Here is an 18,514-nt window from a genome sequence, read left to right as displayed (position 1 = left end):
TAGATGCAAAAAAGGGGCAACTGCACAGTTGCCCCTTTTCATTCCAGCTCGGGAAGTCAGCTCTTCCGCTGATTGAGCCTCTGCAAGAATTCAGCCCGGCGCTGCTGGTCCATGTCCTCTTTGGCCAAGAGTTCGGGAAGCAACTCGGTCGCACACGGGGCATCGAGGATGTAGACACCGTCATCATCACCAATGGCCAGGTCCCCCGGCTGCACCTGAACCCCGCCCACACTGATCGACTGATTGACTTCCCCACGGGCGCCAATGCCCCGAGTCGTGTACGCACTGACGTCACGGCAAAAGACCGGCAACCCATGGCGACGCAATGCACTGACATCCGTGACCGCACCCGACACCACCACCCCGGCCAATCCTTTGATCAGCCCGGCCAGGGTGCGCAGTTCGCCCCAGCAGCCACACTCCTCGTCGCCCGCACACTCGATCACCAACACGTCACCCGGCTCACTCAGCAACAAGGCCTCACGCAGAATGCTGCCATCCGGCGGGAAAACTTTGACGGTGACGACATTACCGACCATGCGGATGTTGTTGAACAGCGGCTTGATCCCCCGCAGGAAGCCCCGATCGGAAAAATGGCCGATGGTTGACGAAGGGATCGACCGGTAGGCGTTGAGCAACTCCGGGGTGACGAATTGCTGGCGAGGGTTGATCTGATAACTCATCGGCATTTCCCCGGACGCAGCAGTGGGCAGGTCGAACAATATTCAGCGGGCTCAGTAGCCAGGTAGTAGAAGCAGCAGGTTCGCCGAAAGCGAATGCTGCGCTGTCCCTCGTCGAGCAGTGTCGGCGGACGACGGAAGTGGCTCAGCGGGTTGTAATCGAGTCCGAACAGCGCAGGTTCTGCCTGAGTCAGCAACCAACTGAAGTCGGCTTCATAGCGCTCGCGGACCGACGGATCCTCGATTTTCGCCATGCGTTTTTCATACAACGAATACACACGCACGGCGGTGTTTTCCCACAAGATGCGCCGTGAAACGCCACTCACACGGTTGAAGGTTTGCCACAGCGGCTTCAACAGTCCGGCAAACAGTGCCTGCACCACGGTTTCCCGCCAGGCCTCGCGTTCACCGGGCCTGTACGTCAGCGGCGGGGAATGAGCCAGCGGCATCGAAGACGTCCACAGCCCTTCATCGTGGCCGTATTCGATCACCGTGTTGTCCAGCGACAGCAGCAGCCCTTTGTCGTACACCGACATGGCGTACAAACAGGCGCCGGTGGCCAGGAACGACAGGCGCTTGCCCAGCAGCGAGGCGGTGATCGCCCGCGACGGTGAGCCAATGACCGGGCTCAATGCGTCCAGCAAACGCTCGCACACCTCTTCCTGCAACAGGTCACGCGCCATCAGCGAGCGTAATGGGTCACGCTCGGCACAGTCCTTCAACCGCAACCCACCGCCCAGCACGTTCCATTCTTGCGCGGTGAAGTGGTGAGCCAGATTCATTGCGGCAACTCTCGACCAAACGGGATGCACATCGGCGTCCCAAAGAACGGGTCAGGAATAATCCGGCAGTTGAGGTCGAACACGGTTTTGACCAGCGCCTGAGTCAAGACGTCCTCAGGGCGGCCTTGGGCAAATGCCGTACGTTCATGCACCGCAACCATATGATCCGCATAACGACAGGCCAGGTTGAGGTCGTGAAGCACCATGATGATGGTTTTGTTTTCGAGCCGGTTGAGGTCGCGCAGCAGGTCCAGCACTTCAATCTGGTGAGCCAGGTCGAGGAAGGTCGTCGGCTCGTCCAGCAACACAATGCCGGTGTCCTGGGCCAGGGTCATGGCGATCCAAGCGCGCTGGCGCTGCCCGCCGGACAAGGCATCCACCGGCCGATCCGCCAGCGCCTGCAGACTGGTCTGCGTCAGCGCGCGATTGACCATGGTTTCATCCTCGGCCGACCACTGCTGCATCCAGCTCTGATAAGGGTATCGGCCCAGGGCCACGAGTTGGCGAACGGTAATGCCCTCGGGCGCCGTCGGCGTCTGGGGCAGGATGGCCAACTCACGCGCTACCGCCGCCGTGGATTTTTGCTGGATATCCACACCGTTGAGAATCACCGAGCCTTGCTGCGGTTTCAGCAGTCGGGCGAAGGATTTGAGCAAGGTACTTTTACCGCAGCCGTTACTGCCAATCAGCACCGAGATCTTGCCCTTGGGCAGTTGCATGTCCAGCGCGTCAATAATCACCTGGCGCTGATAACTCAGGGTCAGGCCGCGACTTGCAATCGACGTCATACGTTGAATTCCTTAATGACGCTGTTTAATCAATAAGTAGAGAAAAAAGGGCGTGCCCAGCACCGCGACAAAGATCCCGGCCGGCAAATCCAGGGGCAAAAACAGCGTGCGCCCGACCAGGTCCGCCAGCATCACCAGGTTTGCGCCAATCAGCGCCGCCATCACGGCTTGCCCAGCGAAACCAGGGGCCACCAGGCGTTTGGCAATATGCGGCGCGATCAGCCCGACAAACGCGATCGCCCCTCCCCAGGCAATGGCCGCACCAGCCAATGCCACACTCACCAGCAACAGACCGGCGCGCAGCCATTGCACGCGCACGCCGATGCCCTGAGCCAGGTTGTCATCCAGCTGTTGCACCATCACCTGACGGGCCAGCAGCACCAGCAACGGGCAAATACCCAACAACCAGCTCGCAAGCGCCAACGGTTCGGGCCAACTGGCGCCGTACACGCTGCCGGTCAGCCAGACGTAGGCAGACAGGGTGGTGGTCAGCGGACTGAACACCAGAATGAAGGTGGTAGCGGCCGTCAACATCGCCGAGACGCCCACGCCGATCAGCACCAGCCGCAGCGGTGAGGTCCCCTGCTTCCAGGCCAGCAGGTAAATGGCCAGTGTCGCCAGAGCCGCACCGAGCATCGCGGCCAGGGGCAAAAACTGTTGCCCCAACGTCGCGGACAAGAACGACAGGTAAAGCACGGCAGCGGCGCTGGCACCGCTGGTGATGCCGAGCAGGTCGGGCGATGCCAGCGGGTTGCGGATGATGCTTTGCAGAATCAGCCCGGACACCGACAACGCAGCGCCCACCAGTGCCGCCAACACAATGCGTGGAAAACGCAGTTGCTCGACGATCAACGTCAGGCTGGCGTCCTGGCTGGAAAACAGGATTCGTATCACCTCGAGGGGCGAAAGGATGACTTTCCCCAGCGATAACGAGCCGAGTATCACCAGCACCGTCAGCACCAGCGCCGCCGCCAATCGCCACCACGTGGAAAGGTTGACCCGCCGGGAATACCCGCCCCGGCGCCAGGTCACCACCTTATCCATAACGACCTCCACGCCGGGCCAACATAATGAAAAACGGCGCGCCGAACAGCGCCGTCATCACCCCCACCGGCACCTCCTGAGGCAGGATCAAAACCCGCGACAGCGTATCCGCCAACAGCAGGAGAATGGCGCCAAGCAGCGCACAACCGGGCAGCAACCAGCGATGGTCGATGGACAACCCCTTGCGCACCATGTGCGGCACCAGAAGACCGATGAAACCAATGCTGCCGGCCAACGCCACCGCGCTGCCCGCGAGACAGATCACCAGCACGCTCATCAGCAGCCGGATCAGGCCGGTTCGCTGCCCCAGCCCCGTAGCAATTTCTTCCCCGGCGTTCAGCACATTGAGCTGCCCGGCCAGCAACAGCGCCCCCGACACCCCGAGCACAGCGCACAGCAACAACGGCGCAGCGGTCGACAGGCTGCGTTCGGTCAGTGAACCGGCCATCCAGAACAGCACCGTGTCCAGGCCATCCTGATTCACCACCAGCAGCGCCTGGCTGAAGGCGGAGAACAACGCGGCGATCGCCGCGCCCGCCAACACGATACGCAGCGGACTGAGACTGCCTTGCCCCATGTTGCCGATCAGCCACACCAGACAACCCGCTACGGCAGCGCCAATGAACGCCGACCATAGCCAGGCATCCGGGGATGACAACGAGAAGATCGAGGAAAACAGAATGATAAAAAAGGTCGCACCGGCGTTGATCCCGAACAGTCCGGGTGACGCCAATGGATTGCGCGTCAGTGCCTGCATCAGCGCGCCCGCGACCGCCAGACTGGCGCCTACGGAAATCGCCATCAAGGTGCGCGACAGGCGCGTGGTGGTCACCAGCACATGATTGATGCTCAACGGGTCGGGATCGACAAACGCCGCGGCAATCTGTGGCAGTGGAATCCAGGTGGCGCCGACCGCCAGGCTCAACACGCAGCACAGCAGCAACACGACACCCGCGCTGCACAGCTTTACTCCCGGGCTCATGAGGCCACCTGCGCGGCGGCCACGCGGGCCACGTCGTCGAGCATCAGGTTCGCCCCCAACATCCCGCCCGACAGACTCCACGCGACGCCATCGACCTGCCACACCTGTCCTTGCTGCGGGGCACGCATCTGCTTCCACAGCGGGTGTTGCACCAGGCTGTCGTAGTTGCGCTGCACCGCCGCGTTCTGCGCGCGCAGGAACACAAAAAAGATGTCGGCATTCACCACCGCAAGGCTTTCCTTGCTGGTGAGTTTGATCGATACCCCGCTCGCCTCCCGACTGCTGTCACTCCAGTTGAATCCCAGTTCGGTGAGCACCGAGCCCGGAAAACTCGCTGGCAGGTAACTGCGGATGTGGTCTTCGCGGATGTCCAGAATCGACACCGTGGGTGGCCAGCGTCCGGAAAATGTCTGCCGCAGTTGCTCGCACAGCTGCGCCACGCGTTGCTGCCATCGGTTCAGAATCTCGTCGGCCCTCTGTTGCTGGTGCAATGCAGCGCCCATCAGCGCCAGGGTCTTCTTGAATTCAAACACTTCCTCCAGCATCAACACCGGGGCGATCTGCTTGAGTAACGGTGCAATGCGTTCGTGGCGAAAGCGCGAGGCAACAATCAAATCCGGCTTGAGCAGCGCGATGTCCTCAAGACTGGGCTGAGTCTCCAGCCCGACATGGGGCACAGCGTCCAGTGCCGTGCGCAAATAGCGATAAGTCGGTTTTTCGCTCCAGGAATCGACGACGCCACACGGGGTCACGCCCAACACCACGGCGCAGTCGGTGGCGCCCTGAAACAGGGTGATCACCCGCAACGGCGCGGTGTCGGCCGAGGCCCATGCCGGCGCAGAAAACCTGAGGGCGAGCGCCCCCAGGGACAGGCGCAACAGCGTGCGCCTGGAGGGTTCGCCTCGCGGTTCAGGCATTACGATCGAGCCTGTGAAACGGGTTGACCACGTGGCCTTTGCCAAACGGCATGCTGCCAGGGCCGCCGGCACGTTCGATCATCGGGGTGAGCAGCAACTTTTGCGGCCAGTGCGGCGCTTCGAACAACTGGTGTTTGATCATGATCCGCGCCTCGGCGTCAAACTCGATGGTATCGATCAACTCGTTGAGCACCTCGCCCATCGCCTTCCACAATTGGGTCGCCGGCAATGCGTAGACCTCAGCCAGCGTATCGATGATGGCGCGGAGGTTGACCTGAATACCCAGGGTCTGCAACCAGAACAGCAGGTCTTCAGGGCGATCGTGGTACAGCGTGTTGGTATGTCCCTTCTTCAACCGGTAAGCCGGGTCGGCCAAACCGTTGCGTTCCAGCCACGGCACGAAGATGCGCAACGAATCGTGATCGCGCAACAGCAGGCCCTGGGCATAACCGGCCTTCCACACCAGCACTGCGTTCTGTCCGTGAATTTCCCCCAGCATGCCGATGCGGAACATCCGCAGGTTGATATCGAAGAAGCTGTGGCACAACTCTCGGAACAGCGTCATCACCGACGCGGCATTGGCCGGCAGTTGGCGGTAGCCCATCCAGTCATCGAAGAAGTGTTGATTGCTGCCCGGCAGCGGTGTGCCCAATGCGGCCATGGGCACCAGTCGGGTGTCCGAATCTTCCAGCAGCGCCGGCGGATAGCCGCGAACCATGGCCGACAGGTGACGCGGTGCTTCGTCGAACAGCGTCGCGTCCGGCGGCATGAACGCCCACCATTTGGTTTCGTCGCACAGATGTAGCGACTGTTGCAGGGTTTGATCTTTGCCGAGCGCCTGGCGCAACAGCGCTTCACTCAAGCCGCCGTTGATCATTTTGACTGCGGGCAGATAACGCGAAGCACCCAGCGAATAGATCGCCATCGGCAACTTGAGGTAATCGGCGCTGTTGAAGCACGGGGTCATCGAGCGCAATGACGAGGTGGCGAAGAAATCACCGTCGGTGAAGTCCAGTCGATGGCAATCACCCTTGGCGAAGGCAGCGCCGAGTTGCGCCTCCAGCACGTGTTCGAACTGCCACGGGTGAACCGGCAACGCGATGTGGCTCTGGGCAATGCCCCGCTGCTGCAGCTCTTTTTGCAAGTCGGCCTGCAGCAGCGGCGGCAATAGGTAGTGGGCGGGATAACTCTGCGCCAGGTCCGTCACGCCGTCGCCGCATTGCAGCAACGTGCGGTCGACCGCGACCCAATTGAGCGCCACCGGACGGGCGAACTCCGCCTGATACTGCTGATATTCCGCGTCGTCCAAACCCTGCTTGGCTTTGGCCAGCGGATGGTAGGGACGATCACGCAGCGAAGCCCACTGCTCCATCGCCAGGAAGAAGTCAGCGTTGCTCTTTTCCAGCAAGCGTTCGCTGTCGACCCGATGGGCCAGGGACAACTCGGTCTGGCGGACGCTGGTGCGCAGCACATCCAGAAACAGGGCGAAGCCTTTTTCATTGTCCGGGTAGCGATCGGTCATCCCGGTCAACACCTGGGTCGTGAAGGCCTCGGGTGACAACGCGGTCAGCTGGTCATTCTGTCGCGCCCAAACCGGCGTGCCCGGTACTTTTTCCCATTGCTGGGTAATGCCGGGACGCAAGGCAATGACGATGCAACCCTGGGGATCGCTGGGCCATTCCCAGATCCGTTGTTCGGCGCTCAACCCCGTAAACGGTTGATCGGCCGATGACGAGGGCGCCACCAGGTTCAGCGGCTCGGTACCGAAAAAATGTTCGGCCAGCAAACAATCGACCAGATCCTGCATCACCTTGTCGGCGGCCATTGCGGTGAAGTTCATCCGATTATTTTCCTTCTGCTGAAGTGGCGGCCAATTTGGCCTGGAGGGCACGAAAAGCGATGCCTCGCTCGTCACCCAAAACAAAACTTTTAACGCCCCGACTCAACCACCGTTCGTGGTCGCCTGGCTGACGTGGAATCGCGCAATACGGCACACCTGCGGCGCTGACCGCCTGCCAACTGGAGAGCAGCGCTTGCTGCACTTCGGGTCGGTCGATCTGCCAGGGCATGCCCATCGATTGCGACAAGTCGGCGGCCCCTTCGAGGATCATGTCGAGGCCCGGCACCGCGGCAATCTCTGCCGCCCGCCGCACGCCTTCGGCACTTTCGATCATCGCCACAACCATGATTTGCTCATTGGCCAGCGCGACGTACTCCGCCAGGCTGTGTTTGCCAAAGGCACCGGGGCGCCCGGCATTCAGGCTGCGGGTGCCCTGCGGGTGGTATTTGCAGGCTCGAATGCTTTCGGCCAAGGGCTCGGGGTCTTCGATCATCGGCAACACAATGCCCTGGGCGCCGCCATCGAGCAGGCGCAGCAGGGTTTTCGGGTTGAGGTCGGCCACCCGCACCAGCGGGGTCAACGCGTAACTCTCGGCAGTGCGGATCATGTTCTCCACGGTCTCGGGATTGATCAGCACGTGTTCCATATCGATGATCACGAAATCGAAACCCGCCTCGGCAATCAGTTCGATGGCCGCTGGCGACGGAATCGAACTGATCAGGCCGTAGACCGGCTCACCCGTGGTGAGTTTCTGCTTGAGCAGATTGGTCTTCAGCATGATTGCGGCCGGAACGCGTGCAGCGGATTCGGCACCGATTTGAAACGACGTTCGCCGTCGCCCAGCAGGCGGCGCTTGGTCAGCTCTTCCACTTCATAGAACGGCGCGAAGACATCAAACGCTGCATAACGCGGGCGGTGTTGCGGATGCTCGGCCTGGTAAGCAGTGATGACCTCGGCGGTCATTTTCCAAAACAGAGCCTCTTCGAGCTGATAGTGCTGATGCAGGAAGATCGCCATCTCGGCCAGAGCGATGAAAAAGAACGAGTCACAGGAAAAATCCCGGACCGCATCCAGGTCGTCGGTGAGGATGAACGAATTTCGGTTGAGCTTGGCGTGGCTGGCAGGCAGCGGCACCAACGTCGGGCACAGATCGGGGCGCCCCAAGTGTTGCGGTGAATAGCGCACGCCGTCATGGAAGTCTTTCAGGGCGATACGTTGCGGCCAGCCCTGCTTCACGATCAGGACGATGTTCTGCCCATGGGATTCCATGCCGATCCCTTCGGCGTACAGCATGTGAATGATCGGCGACACCGCCACCTGCAGCAGTTGGCGGGTCCAGGCGTGCAGGCCGTATTGCTTGATCCAGGCATCGATAAACGGCTTCTGTTCACCGCTGCCGTAGCGATTGTCCACGGAGCTCAAACCATTGAACGGCACCGCTTGCTCGTCGTCTTGCAGGTACTGGTGAATGCTCTCGCGCCACAGCGTGCCCATCGTGCCGTAGGCCTGGGACATCCGCGTGGCAGGCAGGTGATCGTAGTCAAAGCTGACGCCGACTACTTCGCCGAGAATCACAAAACCAAGGTCGCGGGCGGTGCTGTCGCTGCCGATCAACTGCTGCAACCAGTCGGTGATGATCGGGCCGTTCATCACCGTATGCCGGGCCAGAATTCGGGTGCTGGAGGTGTTGGTCATGCTCAGCGCGAGCTTGACGTAAGGCCGCTGTTTTTCAGTGACGTTGGCCAGGGTGCGGATCGACTGTTGCGCCTGATAACGGTCATCGGTGGCGCCCAGATAGATCACTTCACCGCTGACCAGTTCTGGGTAGAACACGGGAACGATGACGTTTTCCCACTGCCACGGGTGCACCGGCATCAGCCAGTAATCACCCATCGCCTTGCCTTGGTCGGTGAGGCTTTCAGCCAGTTGCTGCCAGCGCTGAAGTCCGAATTCCTGCTGGATAAACCCGTTGTAATCCAGGTGCTGCGAGATATTCATCGCCCCGCAGGATTTGGCCACGGCCAGCCAGACAATCGCGATGGGCGCAGCAAATTCCGGCCCGTAATTGGCGTTGTCCTTGAGCGAGAAACCGATGCGCGATTTGTAGCAAGGGTGATAGCTGTGGGCGTCCATGAAGTGCTGTTCCAGCGCATCGACATCCAGTTGATGGCTTGGTTTGGCCGCTTGATAACCCTGACTGCGCGATTGCAGATCCTTGAGCATCGTTTGTTCAAGCTCATGGGTGAAGCGTGGCAGGTGCGGGCTGTCCTGAAGTTCGCTCAGCAGCTCCGCCAATGCTTGATGAAGGTGCGGCCGGCGGCGCGCGCCCAACGCGTCAACGCGTTCGAGACTGGCATAGTCGAGGCGGATCAGCTCGAAGCTTTCGCTGAGCAATCCGCTGCAGTGGTACTCCACCGGTTGTTGCTGCGCATCGATGCCGCTGACGACAAAACGGTACTGGCCGCCATCGAGCGGCGAATGGCGATACGGCAGGACGTTTTCATACAGCAGCGTTTGCAGCAGCTGGCCCACCACGCGCTGCTCCACTTGCTGATAGTGGCGCGGATCGGCCGTCGCCAGCCAGACGCCTGGCGCAGAGTCCGCAGCCTGATGTGTTGCCTGTGAAGAAGTCGCCATAGTCATAACCTTGTCCATGAAAGAATTAACGGTGTTCGAGGGCCGAGGGCAGTGCCTCGGCCGGCTCGTCGGATGCGTGAACGGGGAAACGCCAGGCACAGGGCAATGCCAGCAGGATGAGGATGCCGGTGGCCATGAAGACCTCGCTGATCGCCCCCGAGCTGGCCATCGAAACCACCCCGCCCCCGGTCTCGGCAGTCAGGCGAAATTCCAGCCACAGGGAGGCGATCACGATGGCCAGCGACGAGACGAGACGACGGGAAATGTTGTTCATCGCTGCGCCCTGAGTGACCATCGGTTCAGGCAGCGCATCAAGCCCGGCGGTGGTGATGGGGATATAGGACAGGCCCAATCCGGCGCCGCGGACCATCATCAGAAAGAACACCACAGCGATTGAAGCACCAGCCCCTAGCATGCCCAATCCCAGCGTGGCACCCCCGGTCAGCAGCAGCCCCCAGAGCACCACGCCGCGCGGGCCGTGACGGTCCAGCCACTGGCCGCCGAGATGCCCGAACAGGCTGGCGAACAGCGCCGTGCACAGCAGCGACAGACCGGTCCAGATAGCGCTGTAGCCCATCACCACTTGCACCAGCAGCGGCAGCAGCACCAGGCATTCGAACATGCCGACCGACTGCACTACCGCGATGATTACGCTCAAGCGATAACCGCGCAGGGCAAAGATGCGCAGATTGAGCAGCGGCGAAGTCCGGTTCAGTTCCAGTCGTACAAACGCAACCAGACACAGGACGGCCGCCAGCAACATGCCAAGGTTGAGCGGATCAGTGAGGGCTTCGGCATGGCGCAGGCGGCCAACAGCGACCATCAGCAGACCGATGCCCGTCGCGATCAGCAAGTAACCCGCCAGGTCGAAAGGTTTACGTTCCGATGCTTCAGAAGCAGGCAAAACGCCGACGCCAAGGATCAGCGCCAGCAGGCCAATCGGTACATTCATCAGGAACAGCGAGCGCCAACTGAACCACTCCAGCATCAGGCTCCCGCACAAGGGCCCCAATGCCGGCGCCAGCATCACCGCCGCGCCCCACAGGCCGGTGACCCTGCCCCGTTCGCCCTTGGCGTACACCGAAAAGATGATCGCCAGCGACAGCGGAATCATCAGCCCGCTGGCGATGCCTTGTACCACGCGCGCGGTAATCACCAGCGCGATGGAGTTGGCCAGCGCCCCCAGCAACGAGCCGCAGACAAACAACGCCACGCCCCACAAATACAGGGATTTGCGCCCCATCCGCTGGCTGAGAAAACTGGTGAGGGGCATGGTCATGCCCATGCTCACCATGAACGCCGCCACAATCCAGGTGGCCAACAGCGGGCCGATGTCGAAGGCCTCCATGAACGCCGGCAACGCCGGATTCAGCGAGCTGTTGTTCAGGCTGACCGTCAGCGTGCCCAACAACACATTGACCACCACCAACCAGCGCGGCACGGCAAACGTCAATCCCACGGGGCGACTCCGGTCGGTTGCACAAACACCTGCGGCGGTCGCGGATGACAGAGGAAGTCGACATGGGAGATGTTGTAGCCATAGGCACCCGCCAGCGGCAGCACCAGCATGTCGCCGATCTCCACGTCCGTGAGCGGGCAATCGCGGCTCAGCACATCCTTGGGCGTGCAAAGCTGCCCCACGACGGTCCAGTCCTGCTGTGTCGCCGTTGGTGTTACGCGATGCCGGGGCAGATGAATGATCGGGTGATCATGTCCCTGGGCAACCGGCAAACGGAACTGATGGGTGCCGCCCCGACAGACCAGGAAGTGCTTGCCGTGACTGGTTTTCTTGTCCAGCACTTCAATGGCGTAATAGCCACAGAAGGCGCTGATGAATCGACCGGGCTCAAAGCGCACGATGGGCGCATCGGCACACGCCGCGAGGGACTGGCCCAAATGCGTACACAAGCGCTGCCAGTCGAATTGCTGAGGCCCGAGGTAATTGACGCCGATGCCACCGCCCACATTGAGGTGGGTGATCGCCGCGGGATCGGCCGACAACGCTTTCCATTGCGGCCAACGCTGCAAGTACAGATCGAGCAATTGTTCATGGCGCTCCACCTGCGATTGATGGGACATCGCATGCACATGGAAGCCCTTGAGCCGCAGGTGGCTGGCGTTATCGACCCAACTGACCGCCTGGGCCAGTTCCGACTCATCGATCCCGAACGGCGTGGCCGTGCCGGCCATCGCCAGTTTACTGGAGAGCGGTGAAGGCAGTTCGGGGTTGATCCGCAGCAAGACGTCTTGCACGCGCCCCGCTTCCAGTGCGAGCCGTTGCAGGCGGACGATTTCATTCAGGCTTTCGATGTGAATCGCTTCGACCTGATGTTGCAGCGCCGAACGCAGATCGGAGTCCAGTTTGCCGGGGCCGGAGAAGATGAATGGCTTGCGCGTCGGGCAGGCCTGGAGGCGATCGATCTCGCCGCCGGAGGAAATCTCGAAGCCGTGCACCAACGGCGCCACGGCGGCGAGAATTTGCGGTTCGCTGTTGGCCTTGATCGCGTAGTAAAGCTCTACGCCTTTGGGCAACGCCGCCATCACCTGGGTCACGTGCTGTTTCAGCGCATCCAGGTCGTAGATGAACAGCGCCAGCGGGTCTTCGTGTTGCGTTCGGGCCTCGTCGATCGCGGCCAAAACCGTTGCGGGCAGCTTATCCATGCTTGGCCTCCTTGCCCCACGGGGACACCAGGCTGACGTAGCTGGCCTGGCGATCAGCCTTGGCCGCCAGACGGACTTTCAGGTTGGTTTTGCAGGCAATCGGCTGACCGGCGATCAGTGCGTCTAGCTCCGGCGCAGCGCGGGTCAATTCGGCGCGGATGCTGATCAATTGCTGCTCCACCCGTTGCCACATCAGCGGCGCCAGGTGCGGACGTTCCCAGCTCAGGGCCAGCACAGCCTCGGACAAGTTGTTGACGAACAGGCAATAGACGATGCGATTCCAGCCTTGCTGGCGGGAATAGAGCAGCGACTCACGCACCCGTGGATGAGCGTCCGCGTCGATCCGGGAAGCACCCAGTTCGTCGGTCAGTTTGACCCCTTCGAAATCCCGCAGCAGCAAGCGTTGTGGACGACCGTTGTCATGCACCAGCACGCTGTTTTGCAAATGCGGTTCCATCACGATGCCGTGGTTGAAGAACAGCGCCAGCACCGGCCGCAGCAGCAGCGCCTGATAGTCATCGAACCAGCTCAACAGCGTTTGATCGCCGATGTCATTGCCGTTGAACCGGCTCAGGAACTCATGCACCAACGGCGGCAAATGCAGGCCACGAGCGAACAACGTGCCGGCCATGATGCTGCAGTCGGTGCCGGTGTCGAGGCAGAAGTTCTCGCGCAGGATCGCCCCGGTCTGTTCGCGGAACCAGTGGTTATCGGCTTCGCTGGCCTGTTGCGGCGCCCAGCTCAGATTGCCCGGCTCGGCCACCACCGAGAGTCCGCCAAGGGTTTCCGGCCGGGTCAGTTGGAGGTGACGAAAAACTCGGTCGATCATCAGTGCGCTTTCCAGTTCGTACCAGGCGTTTTTCCTGACGCAGTTGGTGATGCGCACGTTCAGCGACCCCTTGATGAAGAACTCATGGCCCTCGATGTACCAGGTTCGGATGGACGCAGTGGGGTTGGCCATCAGCCCTGTGGCGCCAAGGTCGACGATGGCCGCGGATTTCAACAAACGCTGAACCCGACCATCCTGCATGAACAGCTGGGCCTGAACCGGGTGCATGCAGATAACGGCGTGCCCTGGCCGCGCCTGCGCTTGATCGGCAAAACCGGCCAGCACTTGGGCTTTGCTCAGGCCGTTGGCCCCGACGCTCAATCCCTCCAGCGGCACCTCGAACAGGTGCAATGGCGTGCGGGCCTGGAATTCCGGGGCATAGGTTTCCTGGGCCAGATGAGCTGGCCACAGGCGCGCCTTGGGTGCCGGGTGGTTTGGATGACCGAACCACAAGCCCTGCTCGCTGGCGAGGTAACTGCTGAGCGGTGCCGGGTGCTGGCCGTCCATGTTGTGGCCGACGATGGCGGCGGTCAGCAACTGGCTTTGCAACACCTGATCCAGCAACTCGTCGTTGCTGGCGCGGGTCATGTGTTCGCACGCCGCGAGCAACTGCTCGACGAACTCGGCAAACCTCAGGCACGACCAGTCGCCCTCGCCACGCCGGGCATAAACGTCCGACAGGTAACGGTGACTGCCCAGACCATCACGGCGGTCCACCATCACAAAGAATTGCTGCTGGTTGGGCAGGCTGATGGTCAGGGGAATGCCCTTCCATTCCAGCCCTTCGAGGTAACTGCCCGGGGCGATACCTTGCATCTGCGTCGGCCAACTGTAACTGAGGCAGTTTTCCGGCAAGGCGAACTCTTTGATCAAACAATTAAGCAACGCGCGCGTCGTCGCCAACTCACTGACCATATTCGATAAAACACTGCGATCTGGATGATTCATGGGTGCTCCACAGTAGCCCGCGAGGCCACTGGACACGTTATATGGCGAAAAAATTAGTTGCTGATCGACCCGTTTGACGGCCGACGAAACCCCACGTAACGACATCACTTCACTGAACCTTTTTAAACAATCAGACGACCATCAAAGTTACTTGCAGCACTGTGATCAAACTGCAATTCGGCGGACTACCAGCGCAACTTCGATTGATTCATTCAAGGGCGCAACTGCAATAACGCTGCAGCCATCGCATTATCAAAACGCTGGATCACTTGCTGGCATTGTTCATCGTCGATAATCAATGGCGGCAACAAGCGGATCACGTTGCCCTTACGCCCGCCGCGTTCCAGCAACAGGCCTTGTTTGAAGCACTGTTGCTGGATGGCCACGGCCAGCGCCGGGTCCATCGGGAAATGCCCGTGGCGATCCGCCGGCTGGCGCTCGTCGACGATCTCGATGCCCAGCATCAGGCCGCGACCGCGCACCTGGCCGAGGGCCGGATAATGCGCCTGCAACTCGACCAGTCGGTCCTTGAGCCACTGGCCCTTGCGCTCGGCCTGGCCGGCGAGGTTTTGCTGTTGCAGCACCTGCAGCGTGGCCAGCCCGGCGGCCATGGCCATCTGGTTACCGCGGAAGGTGCCGGCGTGGTTGCCTGGTTCCCAGGCGTCGAATTCACGACGGATGCCCAGCACCGCCATGGGCAAACCGCCACCGACCGCTTTGGACATGACGATCAGGTCCGGCTCGATGTCGGCGTGTTCGAAGGCAAACATCTTGCCGGTGCGGCCGAAACCGGTCTGCACTTCGTCGAGGATCAGCAGGATGCCGTGCTTGCGCGTCACCTCGCGGATCGCCCGCAGCCAGCTCGCCGGGGCACAGTTGACCCCGCCTTCACCCTGCACCGCTTCAAGGATCACCGCCGCTTTCGACGTCTTCGATGAACTGGGTGAAATAGTGGGTCAAGGCCTCGACCCCGGCCTCACCGCCAATGCCCAGCGGGCAACGGTATTCGTGGGGGTACGGCATGAACTGCACCCCGGGCATCAGGCTGGCGATGGCATTTTTCGGCGCGGTGTTGCCGGTCAGGGCCAGGGCGCCGTGGGTCATGCCATGGTAGGCCCCGGAGAAACTGATGATGTTGTTGCGCCCGGTGTAGGTCTTGGCCAGTTTGAGCGCGGCCTCCACTGCATCCGCCCCGGACGGCCCGCAAAATTGCAGGCAGTAATCACGGCCCTGGTTTGGCAACAGGCTGAGCAAGGTTTCGCTGAAAGCGTCCTTGACCGCGGTGGTCAGGTCCAGGGTGTGCATCGGCAGGCCTGAGGCGAGGAAGCTGTCGAGGCTGGCCATGACGGCCGGATGATTGTGCCCCAGGGCCAAAGTACCTGCGCCAGCCAGACAGTCGAGGTAAGTATTGCCCTCGACATCGGTCACCCAGAGCCCGTGCGCCTTGGCGATGGCCAGCGGCAACTTGCGTGGATAACTGCGTACATTGGATTCGAACTTGCTTTGTCGAGCCAAATAGTCGGCATTGGTTTTTTGCAAAGGATTAGAGTGCAATACGCCATCATTCAACATCGCTTCACCCTCGTTAAATTCGATATGCAACTTATTCTCATTACCGAGTTGTTGCAACTAATTCTTACAATCTATCTGGAAGTTTACATATAGCGATTTAAACTACTTTAAAAATAATCAGGCACGCAAAAAACCAAGTTAATAAACCTGGTATAAACTCCGGAAGTGCCATGGTCTAGCCATGATCTTGTAATGCAAAAGACAACTTCGAGATAGGTTATCGACAGACTGTAACTTATCCGCAAGTGTCTTGATTGTTCATTAACTGAGGGGGTGCATATGTCCTTCCTCTATTCGAATCAGGTCATGGTCCAACGATGGCGCCCCGCTCCCTGGGGCGCATGACACGGGTGAATCAGAAGTCGACGGTCGCCGAAAGGAGATAGGTGCGCGGGGTCGACAGCGTCAAGCCAGGCTCGCTGTCATCCGAGGCCCCGGCCGAACTCCAGTAGCGCTTGTCCGCCACGTTCTCGACATTGGCACGCACAGTGACGTTCGTTTCGTCGACCTTGAACGCATAGCGTGCGCCCACGTCGAAACGCTCCCAGGAGTCGATTTCCTTGTTGTTGGACTGGTCCAGGTACTGCGAGCTGGAGTAAATGCCGCGGCTGGTCAGGGTCAGGCCCTGTACAGTCGGCACGTCCCACTCGGCGCCCAGGTTGACGTTGTATTTCGGCGTGGCCGGTGCCCGGTTGCCGTCGAAGGTGCCATTGGTGGTTTTGGTCAGCTCGCTGTCGATGTACATGACACCGCCGAGCAGACGGAAACCATCGAGCGGTTCACCGAACACACTCAGTTCCACACCGGTGTTCTCACGCTTGCCGTTCGGACCGAAGACGCGTGTCGTGGCGTTGGTCTCGTAGGCCGGCTGCTTGATCCGGAACACGGCGGCGGTGACGGCGAACGCACCGGCGTCATACTTGGCACCGACTTCGACCTGACGGCTGATGAACGGCGGGAAGATCTCGTCCTCGTTCACCGAGGTCGACGGTGCGATCTTGCCCTGGCTCAGGCCTTCCATGTAGTTGGCATACAGCGACAGCTTATCGGTGGCCTTGAACAGGATGCCGCCCGACGGCGAAACCTTTTCCTCGTCGTAGGCGGTGTCGCCTCTGACGTTATCGGTCCAGTCGTCAACCTTCACGCGCTGCCAGCGGGCGCCGAGGGTCAGCAGCAGTCGGTCATCGAAGAAACCCAGGGTGTCGGACAACGCCAAGCCGGTGGAACGGTTTTCGGTATAGACCTCCGAATCCTGTCGCGTGGGCCTGACCGGCGTTGGTGTTACCACGGGGTTATAGATGTTGCTGTTGGCCGAGGCGTAACGGGCGCCGCCGTTTTCAAAGTCCATGTAGTAATAGCTGGCAGCCAGGTTGACTTCATGGCTTACCGGGCCGGTATGGAACCAGTTGCGCACACCCGCTGTGGCTGTCCGGACATTTTCATCACGGGTGAAGTCACGCGGTTGAACGCTGAAATTGCCAGCGTTGTTGATGACCGAAACGGCATGGCGGAGGAAGTCATGGTTACTTTTGCGCGCGCCCACGCCGCCGTACAACATGACGGAATCGTTGACATCGTATTCAGCGCTCACCGTGCCAAACGTGTCGTTGGTACTCGCCTTGCTCCAGGGCTGCGCATAGTTGCGGCGAATATCGCTGGCATGCGGAACCTGCGCATTTGGGCCGACCTGCACGCGCTCCTGCGGGGCGTCGGTATCACGCTCGGTGCGCCCGATGTCTGTAGAGAGTCGCAGGCGTTCACCGCGGAAATCCAGGCCCAGCACAGCCATTTCGCGGTCGACATTCTGGTGATCCCATTCGGTGTCGCCGGACTGCTTCACGCCGTTGAAACGAAGACCGAACTTGTTGTCTTCACCGAAGCGACGGCCGACATCCACGGCACCACCGACCTGGCTGTCGGAAGCGTAACTGCCGGTGAATGACGTGATGGGCTTGTCGGTCGCGCGCTTGGGCACCACGTTGATCCCGCCACCCACACTGCCCCGCGGCGAGATGCCGTTGATGAGCTGGCTCGGGCCTTTGAGGACGTCGACGCGGTCGGCCATCTCCATGTCGATCGAATAAGTCGGCAGGACGCCGTAGAGGCCGTTGTAGGCAACATCACTGTTGAACAGGCTCAACCCGCGAATGGTGAACTGCTCATAGCGCCCACCCGCCGGGTTGGTGGCGCGAACCGAGGGATCGTTGGCGATCAGATCGCCCAAGGTACGCGCCTGCTGGTTCTTGACCACCTCACTGGTGTAGGTGGTCATGCTGAACGGCGTTTCCATAAAGTCTTTCGAGCCGAGCAAGCCTTGCGACCCGCGACGCGCGACCTGGCCGCCGACATACGGATCGCCGTGCTCCGAGTCAGTGGCACCGACAATCGAGGTGGCACCCAGTTGCAGGCTGCCGCCTTCTGGCGCCGGCGTAAGGATGTACGCCTCTTCGCCTACCGGCTGCAGTTGCAGACCGGAACCCTGCAACAGTCGGGCAAAGCCCTCCTCCACCGCGTACTCGCCGGAAAGTCCAGGGCTGGTGCGACTGCCCACCAGTGCCGGGTCCACTGACAGATTGACCCCGGCCAGCCCGGCGAAACGGGTCAGCGCTGCGCTGAGGCTTCCTGCCGGCACCTGGTAACTGCGTCGAGGCGCGTCTTCGGCCCAACCGGCAGTGATGAACAACGGACAGGCACTCAGGCTCAACATCAGACTCAAGTGCAACAACGGGCGCAGCCTGGAAGAACCCAGACGCGTACTGCGGGGCATCACTACGGGCATTGAGAATCTCTCTGATTTCGTTTCACTTGCCTTGAATGACAAGCGACGCGAAAAA

At 60.9% G+C, this 18,514-nt stretch carries 13 protein-coding genes and 1 pseudogene; all 14 read right to left on the bottom strand.

What is annotated here, in order from left to right; translation table 11 throughout:
• Nucleotides 1-56 precede the first annotated feature (56 nt).
• A complete protein-coding gene (locus tag ACMXYJ_RS12000) occupies nt 57-689 on the bottom strand; it encodes an RraA family protein (RefSeq protein ID WP_415760715.1) in 633 nt (210 codons plus the stop codon).
• The gene (locus tag ACMXYJ_RS11995; protein WP_415759978.1) at nt 680-1,462 is read right to left on the bottom strand and encodes an IucA/IucC family C-terminal-domain containing protein; all 783 of its coding nucleotides are present in this window, start codon (nt 1,460-1,462) and stop codon (nt 680-682) included. Before ACMXYJ_RS11995 ends, ACMXYJ_RS12000 begins: the two co-directional genes overlap by 10 nt.
• Nucleotides 1,459-2,250: an ABC transporter ATP-binding protein gene (locus ACMXYJ_RS11990; protein ID WP_123365512.1), complete on the bottom strand. Its 792-nt coding sequence runs from the start codon at nt 2,248-2,250 to the stop codon at nt 1,459-1,461. The genes ACMXYJ_RS11995 and ACMXYJ_RS11990 overlap by 4 nt, the downstream gene beginning before the upstream one ends.
• Before the next feature lie 12 nt (nt 2,251-2,262).
• A complete protein-coding gene (locus ACMXYJ_RS11985) occupies nt 2,263-3,294 on the bottom strand; it encodes a FecCD family ABC transporter permease (RefSeq protein ID WP_415759977.1) in 1,032 nt (343 codons plus the stop codon).
• Complete coding sequence (locus tag ACMXYJ_RS11980) at nt 3,287-4,276, bottom strand: FecCD family ABC transporter permease (RefSeq protein ID WP_415759976.1); 990 nt, start codon at nt 4,274-4,276, stop codon at nt 3,287-3,289. The genes ACMXYJ_RS11985 and ACMXYJ_RS11980 overlap by 8 nt, the downstream gene beginning before the upstream one ends.
• Nucleotides 4,273-5,193: an ABC transporter substrate-binding protein gene (locus ACMXYJ_RS11975; protein WP_415759975.1), complete on the bottom strand. Its 921-nt coding sequence runs from the start codon at nt 5,191-5,193 to the stop codon at nt 4,273-4,275. The genes ACMXYJ_RS11980 and ACMXYJ_RS11975 overlap by 4 nt, the downstream gene beginning before the upstream one ends.
• Entirely contained in the window at nt 5,186-7,033 is a 1,848-nt protein-coding gene (locus ACMXYJ_RS11970) for an IucA/IucC family protein (RefSeq protein ID WP_415759974.1), read from the bottom strand. The genes ACMXYJ_RS11975 and ACMXYJ_RS11970 overlap by 8 nt, the downstream gene beginning before the upstream one ends.
• A 4-nt stretch (nt 7,034-7,037) precedes the next feature.
• A complete protein-coding gene (locus ACMXYJ_RS11965; RefSeq protein ID WP_415759973.1) occupies nt 7,038-7,811 on the bottom strand; it encodes an HpcH/HpaI aldolase family protein in 774 nt (257 codons plus the stop codon).
• On the bottom strand, nt 7,805-9,676 hold the full coding sequence (locus ACMXYJ_RS11960; protein WP_415759972.1) for an IucA/IucC family protein: 1,872 nt from the start codon (nt 9,674-9,676) through the stop codon (nt 7,805-7,807). The genes ACMXYJ_RS11965 and ACMXYJ_RS11960 overlap by 7 nt, the downstream gene beginning before the upstream one ends.
• A gap of 19 nt (nt 9,677-9,695) precedes the next feature.
• Nucleotides 9,696-11,123 (bottom strand): DHA2 family efflux MFS transporter permease subunit, encoded by a 1,428-nt coding sequence (locus ACMXYJ_RS11955; protein ID WP_415760714.1) that lies wholly within the window; start codon nt 11,121-11,123, stop codon nt 9,696-9,698.
• Nucleotides 11,120-12,331: a type III PLP-dependent enzyme gene (locus tag ACMXYJ_RS11950; protein ID WP_415759971.1), complete on the bottom strand. Its 1,212-nt coding sequence runs from the start codon at nt 12,329-12,331 to the stop codon at nt 11,120-11,122. The genes ACMXYJ_RS11955 and ACMXYJ_RS11950 overlap by 4 nt, the downstream gene beginning before the upstream one ends.
• Entirely contained in the window at nt 12,324-14,108 is a 1,785-nt protein-coding gene (locus ACMXYJ_RS11945; protein WP_415759969.1) for an IucA/IucC family protein, read from the bottom strand. Before ACMXYJ_RS11945 ends, ACMXYJ_RS11950 begins: the two co-directional genes overlap by 8 nt.
• Nucleotides 14,109-14,320: 212 nt before the next feature.
• Nucleotides 14,321-15,680 (bottom strand): annotated as a pseudogene (locus ACMXYJ_RS11940) (diaminobutyrate--2-oxoglutarate transaminase).
• 355 nt (nt 15,681-16,035) lie between these two features.
• A complete protein-coding gene (locus ACMXYJ_RS11935; RefSeq protein WP_415759968.1) occupies nt 16,036-18,459 on the bottom strand; it encodes a TonB-dependent siderophore receptor in 2,424 nt (807 codons plus the stop codon).
• Between the last annotated feature and the right edge of the window lie 55 nt (nt 18,460-18,514).

It is taken from the genome of Pseudomonas arabinosi (genome assembly GCF_047758675.1).
GTDB lineage: Bacteria > Pseudomonadota > Gammaproteobacteria > Pseudomonadales > Pseudomonadaceae > Aquipseudomonas > Aquipseudomonas arabinosi.
This window is presented reverse-complemented; position numbering and strand designations above follow the sequence as displayed.